This window comes from Anaerolineae bacterium (assembly GCA_013178015.1).
In the GTDB taxonomy this organism is placed as follows: Bacteria; Chloroflexota; Anaerolineae; order DRVO01; family DRVO01; genus Ch71.
Genome location: JABLXR010000026.1, coordinates 39,513 through 55,502, shown reverse-complemented (window position 1 = coordinate 55,502; position 15,990 = coordinate 39,513). Strand labels below are relative to the sequence as shown.

The window sequence follows — 15,990 nt, the reverse complement described above, 5'->3', positions numbered from 1 at the left end:
TTTTAGGAGGCGCGGCGGCACCGGGCGGGGACGTCCGGCATCAGAGCCCTTTCGCGCGTGGGCGCGCGAACTCCTCGGGGGTGGTTGGTGCTCTTGCTTGAGGACTTCGCGCTCCCAGGCGCGGCGGCACCGGGCGGGGGCGTGGGGCGGCAGGGCCCTTTCGCGCGTGGGCGGGCGAACTCCTCGGGGGTGGTTGGTCGCTCCCCCAGGCGCGGGGACATAGGCATCCCTGGTTGAGGAGAATATGAGCGTCAGGACAACCTGGTTTCAGGGCAGCCGCAGGGCCCGCAGTGAGGCCCTCTGGTCCTACGTCCTGATCTCCCCCTGGATTCTCGGCTTCCTGATCTGGATCCTGTATCCCATGCTGGCGTCGGTGTACTACAGCATGACCAAATACAGCCTGCTCAAGCCACCGACATGGATAGGCGGGGAGAACTTCTCCACCCTGTTCCGGGATCCGCTGTTCTGGCAGTCTCTCCGGGTGACGGTGTTGTTCTCAGTATCCTACGTGCCGCTTGCCCTTGCCTTCGCCCTGCTGCTGGCCTCGCTCCTCAACCAGCAGATTCGGGGGCTGGCTTTCTTCCGGGCCGCCTTCTATCTGCCGTCCGTTGTGTCCGGGGTAGCCATCTCGATGCTGTGGATGTGGGGCTTTAGCAACTACGGCTTCGTGAACGGCTTCCTGCGGCTGTTCGGCATCAAGCTGACTTCCTGGTGGACCAACGAGCGGCTGGCCCTCCCCGCCATGGTCATCTACAGCGTCTGGCTGGTGGGGGGGACTATGATCGTCTTTCTGGCCGGACTGCAGGCGATACCGCGGCACTTGTACGAGGCGGCGGAGATTGACGGCGCTAACAGCGTCAAGAAGTTCCGCTACATCACTCTGCCTATGCTCAGCGCCACCATGTTCTTCAACCTGGTCATGGGCCTGATCGCCGCCTTCCAGACCTTCACCGGCGGCTTTGTCATTACCAAGGGCGGTCCGAACTATGCCACACTCTTCTACAATCTGTACTTGTACGAGAACGCCTTCACCAAGCTGAAGATGGGCTACGCCTCGGCACAAGCGTGGGTCCTGTTCGCTATCATTCTGGTGCTGACCCTCATCGTCTTCCGCTCCTCGGCCGTGTGGGTCTACTATGAGGGGGAGGTTCGGAAGTGAGCCTCAGCTCATCCACGGCCCCGGCGCGGGCCCGCTCGACGCTTGCCCGTCCTGCTAGCCCTGGCTTAGGGAGGGCCCTGCGGTGGCTCAGGTCGCGCGGCTCTATCTATCTATTGGTGATCGCCTTCTCGGTGGTGCAGGTCCTGCCCCTGGCCTGGATGTTCACCACTGCCCTGAAGCCTGACGGCGAGATCGTCTCCATCCCGCCCAGCTTCATCCCCACTACCTGGCGTTGGGAGAACTTCCGCACCGCCTTAGCGGCGATGAAGTTCCCCATACTGCTCAAGAACACGGTCACCATCACCGGCATCTCACTTGTGGGCGTGTTGGCGTCGTCGTCGTTGGTGGCCTATCCCTTCGCCCGCCTGCGCTTCCCGGGCAAGTCCTGGCTCTTCATCCTGGTGCTCAGCACCACCATGCTGCCCTACGCCGTCACCATGATCCCAGTGTACATCGTGTTCGCCAAGCTGAAGTGGATAGATACCTTCAAGCCCTTGACCATCCCGGCATTCTTCGGCGGTGGTGCCTTCAACATCTTCCTCCTGCGCCAGTTCTACATGACCATCCCCCGCGAGCTGGATGAGGCCGCCACTATGGACGGCTCCGGGGTGCTGGGCGTGTTCTGGAATGTGATCCTTCCTCTGGCCAGACCGGGTCTCACTGCAGTTGGAATCTTCACCTTCATAGGCCACTGGAACGAGTTCCTGATCCCCCTACTGTACCTCAATTCGCGGGACAAGATGACGCTGGCGGTGGGCCTCAACTTGTTCCGGGACCAGTACGCTACCCAGTGGAACTACCTGATGGCAGCGTCGCTCGTCGTCATGCTGCCCTGCGCTGTGATCTTCATCGTCGCTCAGAGATACTTTGTGGAGGGAATCGCCTTGACCGGTGTCAAAGGCTAGCGGGGGGAGCGCCTTTGGCCATCCGGGCTATCGCCCCTTGAGGCTGGCAGGCTTCGAGGTGTCTAGCCGGGGCGGCCGAGGGATAGCTGACGATAGGACCCGATGGGATGAGGAGGTAGAGATGATCACTCGGTTGTCGCGTCGAACGCTGCTGAAGCAGGCTGGCATCGCTGGAGTCGGCCTTGCACTGGCTGGTTGTGCCGGAACGCCTGCTCCCGCAGCTACTGCTTCCACGGGCGCGGGGGAAGCTGCCACCGCGGTCCCGGCAGCGACCAAGAAGCAGGTGAGCCTCATGTATTACACCTCGACGACTCCGGCCATCGCTCGGATGGAGAAGCAGGAAGCTGGCTTCAAGGAGAAGTACCCTGATATCGAGTTGACAATCATACAAGAGCCCAGCGACCCCGACGGCAAGCTGAAGGTGATGTACGCTGCAGGTACGGAGCCCAACGTCTTCTGGGCGGGGCTGGCCGCTAACGGCTTTGCCGCCCAGGGGGTGTTTGCTCCCCTTGATGATCTCATCAAGGGCGACGCGTCGTTCGACCTGACCACTTACTACGAGCGCGTGGTCGACGGCTTCATCTACGACGGCAAGCTCTACGCTCTGCCCTACGGCTTCACAACAAGCGTCTGGTTCTACAATAAGGCGCTGTTCGATGCCAAGGGCGTACCTTACCCAACGGACGACTGGAAGCTCGAGGATTTCCACAGCATCGCTTCTGCACTGACAGAGGGCGACCAATATGGTGTGGGAGACCTGTGGGTCTATATCGGCAACTTCATGGCCGGTGGGCGAGCTTGGGATAACAGCTTCACCCAGTCCGCCATCAACACTCCAGAGACAATCTGGGCTTTGCAGTGGAACTACGACCTGCGAGTGACGGCTGGAGCGGTTCCGCCCGCCGACGTGCTTCAGGAGCAGGGCGCCATAGCCATGTTCCAGAACCAGAAGGCCGCCATGATCACGCTGGGCCGTTGGGGTCTGCCCGTGGCTGTTGCCATCGAGGACTTCGACTGGGATATCGCCGCCTTCCCCACTCCGCCGCAGGGGAAACGTGGCACCTGGACCTCCTTCGAGGGCTTCTCCATCACCAGCCGCACCCAGGACATGGACTCCGCTTGGAAGCTGGTGAAATACCTCTGCGATGAGGAAGCGCAGCGGAGTTTTTATGTCAAGGAGGGAAGCGCGATCCCCGCCATCAGGGCTGTCGCTGAGTCCGACGACTTCAGCTCGCCCGCCCCGGGCAAGAATCATGCTGCCTACCTGAAGTCCATAGACTTTGCTGTCCCTGTAGGCAAACATCCTGCCGACTTGCGCTTGCTCGTCGAACCTTGGGAGGGCTGGCAGCAGGTACTGGACGGCAAGATCACGGTGGAGGAGTTTGCGGCGCAGGCGGCGGAGATCATGAACACAATCATCGCGGAAGTGGCCGAGCTCTGATCGCCGGCGCGCCGATTCCGGAACGCTCCGAAGGGCAGCGGGGCCCGCACTGAGCCCCGCTGCCCTCACGCTAAAGGAGAGTGACCGTGGCAAGATTGGCCGCCCTGCAGCCAAGGCCGCCGGAGGAACTCATGGCGCGGTGGGCGGGGAGCGAATCCCGAGACCTGGAGGAGCTCCGGCGGCGTCTCGACCCCACCGATGACGGGTACGACGACGATACCTTCCGGGCGTGGATGGCTTACTGGCAGCGGTACCTGCTTGGTCTGGTAGCGGAGGCCGGGGCCCGGGGCGTAGAGCTCCTCCTCCTGCCGGAGAACACCCTTCCCACCGGAACCCTCAAGCGGGTGGGCATGGAAGAGCGCTTGCGCGAGGTATGTCGTTGGAGCGCGGAGGCGTACCTCTCCCAGCTGGCCGGCATCGCCAGGCAGTCTGGCATGGTGGTCGGCAGCTGCCTCAACTACGTGGATGGCCAGCACCTGGTCAATGCTGGCATCCTGACCGATGAGCGGAGCGAGATCGCCGGGATCTACCACAAGACGCACCTGCCGGGCTACGAGGACGAGCGGACGAACTCCAGCGAGGCGGCTATCCTGCGGGCGGGAAGCGAGTATCCGGTGTTCGAGACCAAGGTGGGGAAGATCGGCTTCCAGATCTGCTACGACATCGTCTTCCCGGAGCCATCGCGGATCCTGGCCCTCCAGGGAGCCGACGTCATCTTGCATCCATCGGCAGGCTACAACTTCCCGGACGAGGAGGAGGTCGTAGGAGAGGCCAGGCTTCGGGTGCGCGCGGCGGAGAACTCGGTGGCTCTGGTCTACGCCAACTTCGCCGTCAGGAGCCGCAGCTACCAGTGCGGTGGCCGCAGTTGCGTCATAGACCGCCGGGGAGCCATGGTCGCCTGCGCCGGGCGGCAGGAGGGGCTGGCGGTGGCCGACGTGGACCTGGAGGCGCCCAGGATACCGGGTTGGCTGAGGCCAGGCTACGAGCATCGCGAGCACATCTGGCGCAAGCGGCGCCCGGACACCTACGGTCTGCTCACCGAGCTACGCCCGCCGGTCCTCAGCGAGCTGCATGAGGCCAAGCAGGAACCCCTGTACCACTACCGCCAGGACGTCGGCTTGCCGTAACACGTGAGGAGTGACCCGTGGCGAGGCAGGAAGGAGGGCACACCCCCTCGCGTGTGGGCCGATTCCGCATGCAGACGGAGGCAAGCCCACGCACGCCACTGCGGCCTGCATCGCGCCTGCGACACGGCTCGCACGTGGGCTGATGCAGCGCCTCGGGGTCCGCCTGGCCGACCCTCCGGCAAGCACCGTCCATGCCGTCGCCCCGAGGCATGGCATCGCCGCCTACGAGGCCGCCTATCTGGCGCTGGCGGAGTAACTGGTCGCGCCTCTGTGGACGGGCGACCGGAGCCTCTACGAGAGACTGGCTGCCTCTGAACCGCCGGTCCGCTGGATCGGCGACTACCAGTAAGCCGGCGTAGGTGGACTTTCCGTCAGAGCTCCAGCATCAGGGGGATGTCCAGGGGCTCCATGGCGTGAAGCTCGGGATCAGGCTCGGGAGCCAGGTGGGCACCGCGACTGAAGTAGAAGGCGATGGCGGATTCCGAGGGTGTGGCGGAGATGTAGAGCCGGCGCGCACCCCTCTCCCGGGCCAGGCGTTCGATCTCCTGCATGAGGCGGGAGGCCACGCCCATCCGCCGGTGGCTGCGGGTGACGTACAGCAGGTCGAGGTGGAGGTAGTCCTGCCGGGGGCCGCGGAACGTTGGGCCCAGGACGGCGAAGCCCACTAGGCGGTCGCCGTCGAAGGCTCCTACCGCCTGTCCCCCGCGCTCGAGCTGGTCTAGCGCCCGCAGGCGGAAGCGCTCCACCTGGGCTTCGTCCCAGCGCTCCTTCTTGCGTTCCACCTTCTCGGACACCAGCCGCCCGTCCGCGAGGCGATAGCCTAGGAAGATCTCTTCGGAGCGGTCAACGTGGGCGATCAGGTGCAATTCGTCTTTGGAGAGGGGTCGTAGGGTCAGGCTATTGGCGTCAGGGGTCATTGGGGCTCCTGGTTGCGCTTTCGTGCGGTGTGGTCGGCGCACATTCTGCTACACCGTCGTGCCATGCGCCAGTGTACCAGCCTGGGGTGCTCCGCTCGCTGCGCCATACTGGCACGGCGTTTCTCCAGAGCCGGTCTCAGATCCCCCGATCAGGCAGCGTACCAGGAGCTCTCCCTTTCCCCTCGCGAACGGGTGATTCACCGTCCGGCCCGGCAGGCCGGACGGCGAGCGGGATCCCCACCGGACGTCATCCCGATACGTCCTGGACGTAGGGGGTACAGCCGAGCTTCTCCTCGAACCCGCGCAGAAGCTCAGGTATCTCCCCTCCGGCGTCGCGCAGCACTCGTTCCTGCATCAGCGCACACACATCCGGACGCTCCTCGGCCAGGTTGACCTGGAGCTCGGGGTCCGCCGGGGAAGTCCCTGCTCGGCCCACGGGGTCTGTCCGGGCGGCGTCCCGGCAGAGCCGCGCCCCTCGAGCCAGGGCTTTTCAACCCTCCTATGGTTGGGTGAGGAGGGCAAGGCTGGCTTCAGGGTGGAGACGCAGGTGACGGATGGCGTCGGGGACAAGGGGGAAGCCTAGGGAGCGCAGGAGGTTGAGGGCCAGGCTCCGTATAGCTGCCAGGGCCAGGCCGGTCACTCGGGCAGGTGGAGGTCCTCGCCTTGGGTCACGTCACGCACCCGATGCAGGGCATTCTCGATTTGCCAGTGGTCCCGCAGCAGCTTGGCGATGGTCTCGGGGTCGGCCTGCTGGGGGCTCAGGCTGGTGACCCAGGTGGTGGTCTCTACCTTCGTCTGCCCCGTGGCCATATCCACCCTGGTGCGCCTGATGAGACCTGCCTGCCTCAGCCCCCGCCAGTTCCACTCCCGCTCCAGGTAGGCCCCCAACTCCCCCGCCTCCACCACCCACAGCTCTCGACGCTCCAGCCGCCCCCGCTGCTTATCCCAGCGCAACACATCAGCCCTTCGCTCCTGGCCCAGGGGGGAAAACCTCGGGTCGGATGTAGTCATCCACCAGAGCCTTGAGCTCGGGGTGGTTGCCTTTGAGAGGGCCCAGATACTGCCCTCCCCCCTCCACTACCGCCTCCACTACCCCTCGCTGCATAAGCCCGGCATCCACCGTCACCACCTTGCCCTCCAGGTCCAGGCTCCTTAGCACCCCCAGGGCCGCCTGCAGTTCGTCCCCCTCCTTCACCCCCCGCTGGGCCACCACTACCCGCAGCTCCTGGGCCAGCGCCACCACCAGCGCCAGGGCCCGCTCCCGGCCCCGCCGGCTGCCCCGCAGGGTCTTGCCGTCCACGCTTATGTGCTCCGCTTCCCCATACTGCTTCTGGGCCCACTGCCCCAACACCCCCTCCAGAGCCCCCTCCTCCAAACCCCGCAGGGCATACCATACCGTCGAGTGGGCTGGAGGCCGCCGCCCACTGCGAAAACCCAAAGCCTGCCATATCTCCTGCCAGTGCCCCACCCCCCACAGTCGCATCCCCCGCAGCGACTGCTCTCCGTGCAACCCCCCAGTATCAGCATCCCCACGATCGCCCCCAGAGGATACATGAGCCCTTGCCGACGCCTGTGATCACGAAGCCGCGCCAACCCCTCCAGCAGGCTTTCCTCCCCTGTCTCATCCACCATCGCCCTAACCTCAGCCTCAAACTGCTACTAGCATAACATAACTGGCCGCTCCTGTCAGAGCATTGAAAAGCCCTGCCCTCGAGCGCCGGGCCCTTGACAGACGGCAAGCCCTTCGGGTATACGAGGGGCGCGCAAGTTGGCGCAGTAGCGTTAGCAGGAGGTGATGACATGTCAGAGCAGTTGAGACGTGTTGGCAGGCGATCGTTCCTCAGGAAGGCGGCCGTGGGGGCAGGGGTGGCGGCAGCCACGGCAGTGTCCACCGGCGCGGCAGCCGAACCCTCCCGCCAGATGGTTACCCCCGAAGAATGGGACATGGAAGTTGACGTGGTCGTGGCCGGCGCCGGTCACGGCGGCCTATGCGCCGCGGTAGCAGCGGCGGAAGAGGGGGCGGACGTTCTGCTCCTGGAGATCAGCTCCAAGACGGGGGGCGGGTCCGCCTGGTCGGGCGGGTACATCCACGCCATGGGCTTGCAGGACTGGGAAGAGTACAACGCCCACACCGAGGGTCTCCATGACCCGGTGCTGGGACGGCCGTACATCGAGACGTTCCGCAACGAGTTCATCCCCTGGCTGGAGGAGATCGGGGCCTACTTCGAGGGCCCGGGTGCGGGCATAGCCTTCTCGGCCGACTACTCCATGGGCCATGGTGAGCCTGGCTACCTGCGCCATCGCCTGTACTTCGACAGCCTGGAAGAAGCGCTGGCGAGGTTCGGCGGCACCCTGATGACGCGCATGCGGGCGGTCAAGCTGTTTGCCGACGAAGAAGGCAATGTCGTGGGCCTGCGGGCCGTCAACGTGGAAACCGGCGAAGTCCTGAACATCGGCGCCAAGGCGGTGATCCTGGCTACCGGCAACTTCATGGCCAACAAGGAGATGCTCAATCGGTACGTGGGCCCGTTCGCTCATCGGGCCAAGCTCATGGGGGTGCCCTATTCCACTGGCGAGGGCATCATGATGGCCCAGGAAGTGGGCGCCATCCTCAGCGGGAACATGAGCACCTGGTCCGGCACCTTGGTGGCGCTAACTCCGGGTGACCCCCTCTGCGCCAATGCGGAGGAGTACGAGCGGGTGCTGCAAGAGACTCCACCGGAGGAACTGGGCGGACCGCTTTCGGCCGGTAGGGTCTCGCCTCCTGGGTGGCTTCCCCTGGATGCTGGGTTCTTCTCCGGGCAGGTGCGGGGGCTACTAGTCAACAAGGAGGGCAAGCGGTTCATTGACGAGAGCAGCCCGCTGGAGGGCAAGTACGTGCGGCTGCAGCAGGCGGTTCTCAACCAGACCGAAGGCATGGCCTACCAGATCGGGGATCAGGCCATCTTCGATGCGGCCATGGGCTCCGCAGCGGCCATCGAGGCCATCGAGGCTGAAGGGGGGACGGTGATCGTCGCCGACACCCTGGAGGAGCTGGCCGACCAGTTGGCGGAGCGCGGTGTGCGTCGGGGCGCTTTCCTGCGCACGATCGAGGAGTACAACCAGGCCATCGCCGATGAAACCACAATGGACCTGGACGTACCCCGCGCCGCTGGCCTCTTCCCCATCGAGAACCCGCCCTTCTACGCCATAGCAGTCACCGCCCAGATCTACATGACGTTCGGAGGCATTGCCATCAACGAGAAGTGCCAGGCCCTGGACCGGCAGAAGGGCCCCATTCCAGGGTTGTATGCCGTTCCGCCAGCCGGTGGAGGCGTGTTCGACGTTATCTACGGCGGTGGCATCGGCATCGCCGGGACCTTTGGCTACCTGGCCGGTAAGGCGGCCACCGAGGTAGACGAGGAGTAGGCGGTTCCCCGGCCTGAGGCCGCAAACCTGTCCGCCACCGACGAGGCCTGCCGGAGCCCTCCGGCAGGCCTCTTGGCTTGTCGGCCCCGGCAGCTGCCGGGAATGGTACGGCCACAGTGTGAGGATAGATGTCAGGCCCAATGGTCAAGTACCGACTGTATCTGGTGGCCGAACTGGCGGATTGTGGCAGGTCGTGGAAGACTAGTCCGGGCCGCAACCGGCTATCGCCGGCAATGCGGCCGACAGCTGTCGCTCGGGATTCCGAGGCAGGGAAACGGGGGGAACGTGCATAATGAAAGCTAGCAGGGTCCTGGTAGTGCTGATACTGGTGGTAGTGCTAATGCTGGTGCTGGCCGCGGCAGTGCTGGTGCAGCGGGGCTCCAGTCCGGAGCCGACGCCCACTCCACTGCCTCCTACGGCCACCACTCAACCGACGGCCACGGCCGTCCCCACTGACACGCCCGCGCCCACGGCGGTGCCCACCGAGACGCCGACCACCGCGCCCACGGTGGCTCCCACTGAGACGCCGACCACCGCGCCCACGGCGACAACGGAGCCGACGGCCACCGCCACCGCGGAGCCGACGGCCACCGCCACGGCTGAGCCTACGGTCGCGCCCACGGCTGAGGCCGAGGAAGAAGGGGAGACGGAAGAGGGCGAGGCTTCGGCCGGCTACGCGCCGCTGCAGGCTCCGACAATCCTACACACTCTTGACGGGCGGGACGCGTGCTTGATGTGCCATGCGGTGGAGACCGGGCTTGAGCCCGCCCCGGAGAGCCACGCTGCCTTCGTCGACGAGGACTGCCTCACTTGTCACCGCACCGAGTCGGGCGAGGCGGCCGAGGCGGTGACGCCGGTGAGGATGACCGTCGCCCAGTGCCTCACCTGCCATGGCCCGTACGACGCTTTGATCGCCGCCACGCAGGACTACGAGCCCTTCCCCGACATGCCCAACACGCCGCACACTTACGTGCCGCACGAGGAGCCGGGCATCGAGGCGAACATCCCGTCCTGCATCAACTGCCACAGGCCGCACTCCATCCCGATGACCGAGGCCACCGGCGAAGTGGACCCGGGCGTCCGTTGGTGCTACGGCGCTTGCCATCACACCGGCACGCTCAACCCTTGTAGCGACTGCCACTAGAGTCACCGCGTCCACGCCGCCGCCAGGCGCGCGGCCTGGACGCAGGCTTTGCCAGGGGAGGACCCCGCGGGGTCCTCCCTTTGTCATCCCGGCGGGCGCCTTCACACGTTTGACGGAGGCTTACCAGCGGCCCACAATCCAGAGGTTTGATTCGCGATGTCGGGGCATGGGCCAGAGCCGGCCCGGCGGCTTGATTGGGAGAAGGTGATGAGTAGCAAGTATCGCGTGGGGATCATCGGTTGCGGGCGCATCGCGCCGGCGCATGTGAACAGCTTTCGGGCGGTGGAGGGCTACGAGCTGGCAGCGCTGGCGGACGTCAAGCGCGAGGCGGGCGAAGGGCTGTGCAGCAAATTCGAGCTGAGCGTTCCCCTCTACGAGGACTATCGCGAGATGCTGGAGAAGGAGCATCTCGACGTGGTGACGGTGGCCACCTGGCCAGGCACTCACGCGGAGATCACCGTGGCCGCGGCCAAGGCCGGAGTGGCCGGCATCCTGTGTGAGAAGCCCATGGCTCCCTCGCTGGGCGAGGCAGCTGCCATGCTGGAAGCCTGCGACGAGTACGGGGCGAAGCTGGCCATCGGGCATCAGCACCGTTTTGATCCCGCCTGGAACCGAGCCAAAGAGCTCATCGCCGACGGGGCCATAGGCCAGCCGCTCTTGGCGCTCTGCAGGGTAACCGACGGCCTGCTCAACAACGGCACTCATTACATAGACGGGATTCGGTACATTCTGGGAGATCCTCTGCCGCAATGGGCCATGGGGCAGCTGGAGCGCCGGACCGACCGCTACGAGCGGGGCGAACCCATCGAGGACCGCCTGCTCGGTTTGGTGGCCTTTTCCGGAGGGGCCCAGGCTCTGGTGGAGGTGGACATGCCGACGGCAGCGGAGGCGGCCTCCTGGCCTTACACCTTCCTGGGGACCGAGGGCAGGATCCAGCTGGAGCCCCAGAGGCTCACGCTGATCAACGCCAGCGGCAAGCAGCAACTGGCGCTGACTGCCGAGGTGTCCTCGCACGTGCTGCAGGCGCGGGAGTTTCTGCGCTGGCTGGATGGTGAGATCAAGGACTACCGGGGCTCGGGGGAGAAGGCGTATCAGACCGTGGCCATCATGATGGGCATGTACGAGTCGGTGCGCCGGCAGGGTGTAGTCTCTTTCCCTCTAACGGTCAAGGAATCGCCTCTCAAGCTGATGCTGGAAGCGGGGCGCCTACCGGTGGAGCAGGTGGGGAGGTACGACATTCGGGCTTGAGCTCTGCGCCTAGTTTGCGCCCATCTGGGTTGATGCCTGAGTGACAAGCTACTATAATCTGCCGACGTTGGGATACGTTAGCCCACTTAGCTAGAGGAGGAAGACATGCTATCGGACAAGCTATCACGCCGTGGGTTCCTTCACTTCTCCGGTCTGGCCACTACTGCGGCCCTGGCAGCTGCGTGCGCTCCCTCGGCGGCCACGCCTACGCTGGCCCCCACCGAGCCACCTGCTGCCACGCCGGAGGCTACCGCGGCTGTGACTCCGACCGCGGCACCGGAAGAGACGCCGGCTCCCACGCCGGCAGAGGCCCGTTACTCGGAAGCACCGATGCTAGCCCAGCAGGTGCAGGCTGGCACCCTTCCACCGGTGGAAGAGCGGCTGCCCGTGGACCCGATGGTCATCGAGGCCATTCAGGAGCCGGGGCAGTACTCCGACACCTGGCGTCGGGCGGAGACCAACCCCGGCCACGTGGCTGCCCGGCTGGGCGCTGAACCGCTGGTCACCTGGGCCCGCGACGCCCAGACCATCATCCCCAACCTGGCCTCGCGATGGGAGGTAAGCGAGGACGGCACCGAGTACACCTTCTACCTCCGGCAGGGGGTGCGCTGGTCCGACGGGGAGCCCTTCACCGCCGACGACATCATGTTCTGGTACGAGGACGTGCTCCTGAACGAGGAGCTGAGTCCCGCGTTCCCGGCCTGGATGATAGCCGGCGGGGAGCGGGCTGTGGTGGAGAAGGTGGACGACTACACCGTCAAGTTCATCTACGCCGTGCCGTCGGGGCTGGCGCTGGACAACCTCGCTTTCAGCGGCAACGCCATCCTGAACTACCCCCGCCATTACCTGGAACGGTTCCACATCAACTACGCTGACGAGGACGAACTGAACCGGATGGTGAGCGAGCGGGGCTTCGAGTCCTGGTTCCAGCTCTTCGGTGCCGAGGTCAACCCTAGGGACAACCCGGCTCTTCCCACCGTTCGGCCCTGGAAGATGGTAACCGAGAACTGGACCACCACGGCCACAGCCGAGCGCAACCCCTACTACTGGAAAGTGGATACCGAGGGCAAGCAGTTGCCCTACTTCGACCGCATCTTCTGGAACATCGTCGGCAGTGTAGACCTCATCCCGCTTCGCGTGGTCTCGGGCGAGGTCGACATGCAGGCCATGTACATCGGGTTCCCCAACTACACCCTCCTCATGGAGAACCGCGAGGCGGGCGACTACGAGGTGCGCTTGTGGGACCCGGGCCTGAGTGGGAGCACCATGTTCGTGAACCAGACCCGCACCGGCGACGACGAGATGCGGGAGCTTCTCCGCCAGCGTGACTTCCGCATCGCCCTCTCCAAGGCCATCAACCGGGACGAGTTCAACGAGCTCTTCTACTTCGGCCTGTCCCAGAACGTGCTCGCTTTGTATCCCCAGTCAGTGGCGGAGGACCCGGAGATCCAGAATCACTTCGTCTATGACGTGGACGAAGCCAACCGGTTGCTCGACAGCCTCGGGTTGGACCAGCGCGATGGGGAGGGCATGCGTCTCCTGCCCTCGGGGCGTCAGCTCACGTTGCGGCTTTTCGGGCATGCGGCTTACCCCGTGCACCGAGACGTGGCCGAGGTGGAGGGCCAGTTCCTAGGCGAGGTGGGTATTCGCACTACCATCGAGTTCGTGGCCGGCGAGCTGTGGACGCCGCGGCTTCAGCAGAGTGACTACGACATCCTCTGCTACGATGCTGACTACGCGCCCGGCAACCTGTTCTGGCTGGCCTACCCTCGCGCTATCTTCCCGGTGGAGCTGAGCACCTACTGGGCCTCGCTCTGGGGCTGGTACTACGCCACCAACGGGCAGAACGGGGAACCGCCCGAAGGCGAGGCGGCGCAACTGGTGGATCTGTGGGAGCAGGTCAAGATCACGGTGGACCGGGCCGAGCGCCAGGCTCTCGTGGATGAGGGCTTCCGCGTTCAGGCCACCAACCTGTGGACCATCCCCATCTTCGGAGGGGACATCGCTCCTTGTGTGGTGAAGAACGGCGTACGCAATGTGCCGGAGGTGGGCTCGCTGGCGTGGCCGGTGTACTCGCCCAAACTCTACAACCCCGAGCACTTCTACCGGCAGCAAGCCTGAGGCCCATAGAGCCTCGGCCGCTTGGCAGTCAGGGGGCTCGCGCCTAGGCGCGAGCCCCCGTTCGTTCTCCTCCGGTAGTCGGGTGCGGCGGTCACTGCCAGCTCCATGCACTCGATCCACCCGATGGGCAGACCGTCCCGGCGGAGAGCCGGGGCGGGGCCCCGGGCTAAACCCCCTACACCGCCCGCGCGCGAGATGAGCTAGCGGCGGCTTCTGGCTGGCCCCACTCGGGAGGGGCCTGCTCCCTGCATCGGGTGCGAGTCAGGAACGGGGTACACGCAAGCCAGGCAGCCCCAGGACAGCCTCTGTGCCCAGTGAAGAACTGCTTCGCCAGTTGCCGGCGTGCAGCCAGAGCCCCAGCCGCCCGCCCCGGCTGCCCGGATCCTGACCCAGGCTCGCCTCGCTAGGGTGCTGGAAGGAGGGCACACCCAGCAGTATAATGCACCTGGTTCCGTCGGGTCGAGGGCAGCGGTCGGCTTGCCGTACCGCCTGCCGACCCACGACCGAAGGAGGAAGAGATGTCTGCCGGCAAGCTCGATCGACGTACCTTTTTGCGGGTATCTGCCCTGGCTGCGACGGCCGCCGGCATAGCTGCCTGCGCCGGTGGGGCCCCCGCACCAACGGAGGCGCCCACGCAGGCCCCCGCGGCTACCACGGCTCCGGAGGCCACCGCTGCTCCTGAGGCTACTGCGGCCCCGGTCTCTCGGTACAGCGAAGCTCCTATGCTGGCCGAGATGGTGGCTGCTGGCACCCTGCCCCCGGTGGAAGAGAGGCTGCCCAAGAACCCCATGGTGATCGAGCCTCTCAACGAGGTGGGGAAGTACGGCGGGCGCTGGCGACGCGCCAACACGCAGCCCGGGGCCATCTCTGCCCGCGTCGGTGCCGAACCGCTGGTTTTCTACGGTCGTGACTGGGTCACAGTGGAGCCCAATCTGGCATGGAAGTGGGAGGTCGGGGCGGAGGGCAAGGAGTACACGTTCTACCTGCGCGAAGGGGTCCGCTGGTCGGACGGGGCGCCCTACACCGCCGACGACATCATGTTCTGGTGGGAGGACGTCATTCTGAACGAGGAGCTAACGCCCGTTTTCCCCACCTGGCTCAAGCCCGGGGGCGAGAAGGCGGTAGTGGAGAAGCTCGACGACTACACGGTCAAGTTCATCTTCGCCGTGCCCTACGGCATCTTCCTGGATCAGATGTGCTTTCGCGGCAACAGCATTACCTACTACTGCAGACACTATCTAGAGAGGTTCCACCCTAAGTATGCGGACGCCAACGAGTTGGCTCAGTTAGTGAAGGACCGCGGCTTCGAGCAGTGGTTCCAGCTCTTTGCCGCCGAGGTGGACCTGACCCGGAACCCCGACCTGCCCACGATCCGCCCCTGGCAGATCACCAGCAAGGAGTGGACTATCAGCGCTACCGGTCGGCGCAATCCCTACTACTGGAAGGTGGACACGGAAGGCAACCAGCTCCCTTACATTGACGAGGTCATGTGGTGGATTGTGGGAGATGCCGAGCTAATCCCACTCAAAGTCGTGTCTGGTGAGATTGACGAACTGGAGTTCAAGACCGGCTTCGTTAATTACACCTTGTACATGGAGAACCGGGAGAAAGGCGACTACAACGTCAGCATCTGGGACTACGGGGCCTCGGTCACAGCCATGCACATCAACCAGACCAAGATGGGCAACGATGAGCAGCGCGACATACTGCGCAACCGTGACTTCCGTGTCGCGCTCTCGAAGGCCTTCGATCGGGATGACATCAACCAGCTGCTGTATCTGGGACAGGCTGGGAAGGCGCTGGACATGCTGCCCGAGTCGGTCAAGAGCGACCCCGAGGTGCAGGACCTGATGACCTATGACGTGGACGAGGCTAACCGTCTGCTGGACAGCATTGGGCTGGACCAGCGCGACGCCGAGGGCATGAGGGTGCTGCCCAGCGGGGCACCTCTGACTCTCCTGTGCATCGGCACCACCGCCTACGCTACCCACCGGGACGCCGCCGAGATCGTGGGCGAATACTGGGCGGACGTAGGCATAAGGCTGAACCAGGACTGGTTTGCCAGCGAGTTGTGGTCGGCTCGGTTGCAGGAGAGCACGCACGACGTCATCGCTTACGAGGTGGACTACACCGGTGGTAACCTGCACTGGCTCACTTATCCGCGGGCCTACTTCCCCATAGTGATGGATACCTACTGGGCGCCGATGTGGGGCTGGTACTACGACACAGGGGGCAAGAACGGTGAGCCGCCCCAGGGCGAAGCCGCCCGGCTGGTGGAGATCTGGGATGAAGTTCAGGTGACGGTGGATGCAGCCAAGCGCAAGGAACTCGAGGACGAAGCCTTCCGGATCTGCGCTCTCAACCTATGGCCCATACTCACCTTGGGCAGCCGTCCGGAGCCCTGCATCGTGAAGAACGGTTTCAAGAACGTGCCTGAATGGGGCAGCCTGGCGTGGGCGGTGTATGGCCCCAGGCCAGCCAAGACCGAGCAGTTCTTCATGGAGTACTAGACCGGCGCCG

Annotated in this window: 13 protein-coding genes; 9 read left to right on the top strand and 4 right to left on the bottom strand. The window is 64.9% G+C overall.

All coding sequences use genetic code 11. From position 1 onward, the window contains the following. The first annotated feature begins 244 nt into the window (after positions 1–244). The 4 genes from HPY83_11180 (at position 245) to HPY83_11165 (ending at position 4,632) form a co-directional block, all read left to right on the top strand. A complete protein-coding gene (locus HPY83_11180; GenBank protein ID NPV08506.1) occupies positions 245–1,159 on the top strand; it encodes a sugar ABC transporter permease in 915 nt (304 codons plus the stop codon). 158 nt (positions 1,160–1,317) lie between these two features. Further along, the gene (locus HPY83_11175) at positions 1,318–2,064 is read left to right on the top strand and encodes a carbohydrate ABC transporter permease (protein ID NPV08505.1); all 747 of its coding nucleotides are present in this window, start codon (positions 1,318–1,320) and stop codon (positions 2,062–2,064) included. A gap of 121 nt (positions 2,065–2,185) precedes the next feature. After that, positions 2,186–3,505, top strand: a complete 1,320-nt coding sequence (locus HPY83_11170; protein ID NPV08504.1) for a sugar ABC transporter substrate-binding protein — start codon at positions 2,186–2,188, stop codon at positions 3,503–3,505. An 86-nt stretch (positions 3,506–3,591) separates the two neighbouring features. Next, entirely contained in the window at positions 3,592–4,632 is a 1,041-nt protein-coding gene (locus HPY83_11165; protein NPV08503.1) for a carbon-nitrogen hydrolase family protein, read from the top strand. 371 nt (positions 4,633–5,003) lie between these two features. Here the strand turns inward: HPY83_11165 and HPY83_11160 are convergent, their stop codons facing one another. From HPY83_11160 to HPY83_11145, 4 genes are all read right to left on the bottom strand, one after another. Further along, positions 5,004–5,549 (bottom strand): GNAT family N-acetyltransferase, encoded by a 546-nt coding sequence (locus HPY83_11160; protein ID NPV08502.1) that lies wholly within the window; start codon positions 5,547–5,549, stop codon positions 5,004–5,006. Between the two features lie 247 nt (positions 5,550–5,796). Further along, positions 5,797–5,985: a hypothetical protein gene (locus tag HPY83_11155; protein NPV08501.1), complete on the bottom strand. Its 189-nt coding sequence runs from the start codon at positions 5,983–5,985 to the stop codon at positions 5,797–5,799. A 200-nt stretch (positions 5,986–6,185) separates the two neighbouring features. Next, a complete protein-coding gene (locus HPY83_11150) occupies positions 6,186–6,506 on the bottom strand; it encodes a transposase (protein NPV08500.1) in 321 nt (106 codons plus the stop codon). 1 nt (position 6,507) lies between these two features. Beyond that, complete coding sequence (locus tag HPY83_11145) at positions 6,508–7,032, bottom strand: ISAs1 family transposase (protein ID NPV08499.1); 525 nt, start codon at positions 7,030–7,032, stop codon at positions 6,508–6,510. A 317-nt stretch (positions 7,033–7,349) separates the two neighbouring features. Between HPY83_11145 and HPY83_11140 the strand changes: the two genes are divergently transcribed. The 5 genes from HPY83_11140 (at position 7,350) to HPY83_11120 (ending at position 15,980) form a co-directional block, all read left to right on the top strand. Beyond that, positions 7,350–8,957: an FAD-binding protein gene (locus HPY83_11140; GenBank protein ID NPV08498.1), complete on the top strand. Its 1,608-nt coding sequence runs from the start codon at positions 7,350–7,352 to the stop codon at positions 8,955–8,957. Positions 8,958–9,249: 292 nt separating this feature from the next. Next, positions 9,250–10,101, top strand: a complete 852-nt coding sequence (locus HPY83_11135; GenBank protein NPV08497.1) for a hypothetical protein — start codon at positions 9,250–9,252, stop codon at positions 10,099–10,101. A gap of 207 nt (positions 10,102–10,308) precedes the next feature. Further along, on the top strand, positions 10,309–11,349 hold the full coding sequence (locus HPY83_11130) for a Gfo/Idh/MocA family oxidoreductase (protein ID NPV08496.1): 1,041 nt from the start codon (positions 10,309–10,311) through the stop codon (positions 11,347–11,349). Positions 11,350–11,454: 105 nt separating this feature from the next. Then, positions 11,455–13,470, top strand: a complete 2,016-nt coding sequence (locus HPY83_11125) for an ABC transporter substrate-binding protein (protein ID NPV08495.1) — start codon at positions 11,455–11,457, stop codon at positions 13,468–13,470. A gap of 518 nt (positions 13,471–13,988) precedes the next feature. Beyond that, complete coding sequence (locus tag HPY83_11120; protein ID NPV08494.1) at positions 13,989–15,980, top strand: ABC transporter substrate-binding protein; 1,992 nt, start codon at positions 13,989–13,991, stop codon at positions 15,978–15,980. Positions 15,981–15,990 lie beyond the last annotated feature (10 nt).

Excerpts from the sequence above, each read along its gene's own strand:
- HPY83_11175 (NPV08505.1), top strand. The coding sequence starts at position 1,318 with ATGTTCACCACTGCCCTGAAGCCTGACGGCGAGATCGTCTCCATCCCG.
- HPY83_11135 (NPV08497.1), top strand. The coding sequence starts at position 9,250 with ATGAAAGCTAGCAGGGTCCTGGTAGTGCTGATACTGGTGGTAGTGCTA.
- HPY83_11125 (NPV08495.1), top strand. The coding sequence starts at position 11,455 with ATGCTATCGGACAAGCTATCACGCCGTGGGTTCCTTCACTTCTCCGGT.
- HPY83_11170 (NPV08504.1), top strand. The coding sequence starts at position 2,186 with ATGATCACTCGGTTGTCGCGTCGAACGCTGCTGAAGCAGGCTGGCATC.
- HPY83_11180 (NPV08506.1), top strand. The coding sequence starts at position 245 with ATGAGCGTCAGGACAACCTGGTTTCAGGGCAGCCGCAGGGCCCGCAGT.
- HPY83_11120 (NPV08494.1), top strand. The coding sequence starts at position 13,989 with ATGTCTGCCGGCAAGCTCGATCGACGTACCTTTTTGCGGGTATCTGCC.
- HPY83_11145 (NPV08499.1), bottom strand. The coding sequence starts at position 7,032 with ATGCGACTGTGGGGGGTGGGGCACTGGCAGGAGATATGGCAGGCTTTG.
- HPY83_11160 (NPV08502.1), bottom strand. The coding sequence starts at position 5,549 with ATGACCCCTGACGCCAATAGCCTGACCCTACGACCCCTCTCCAAAGAC.
- HPY83_11140 (NPV08498.1), top strand. The coding sequence starts at position 7,350 with ATGTCAGAGCAGTTGAGACGTGTTGGCAGGCGATCGTTCCTCAGGAAG.
- HPY83_11130 (NPV08496.1), top strand. The coding sequence starts at position 10,309 with ATGAGTAGCAAGTATCGCGTGGGGATCATCGGTTGCGGGCGCATCGCG.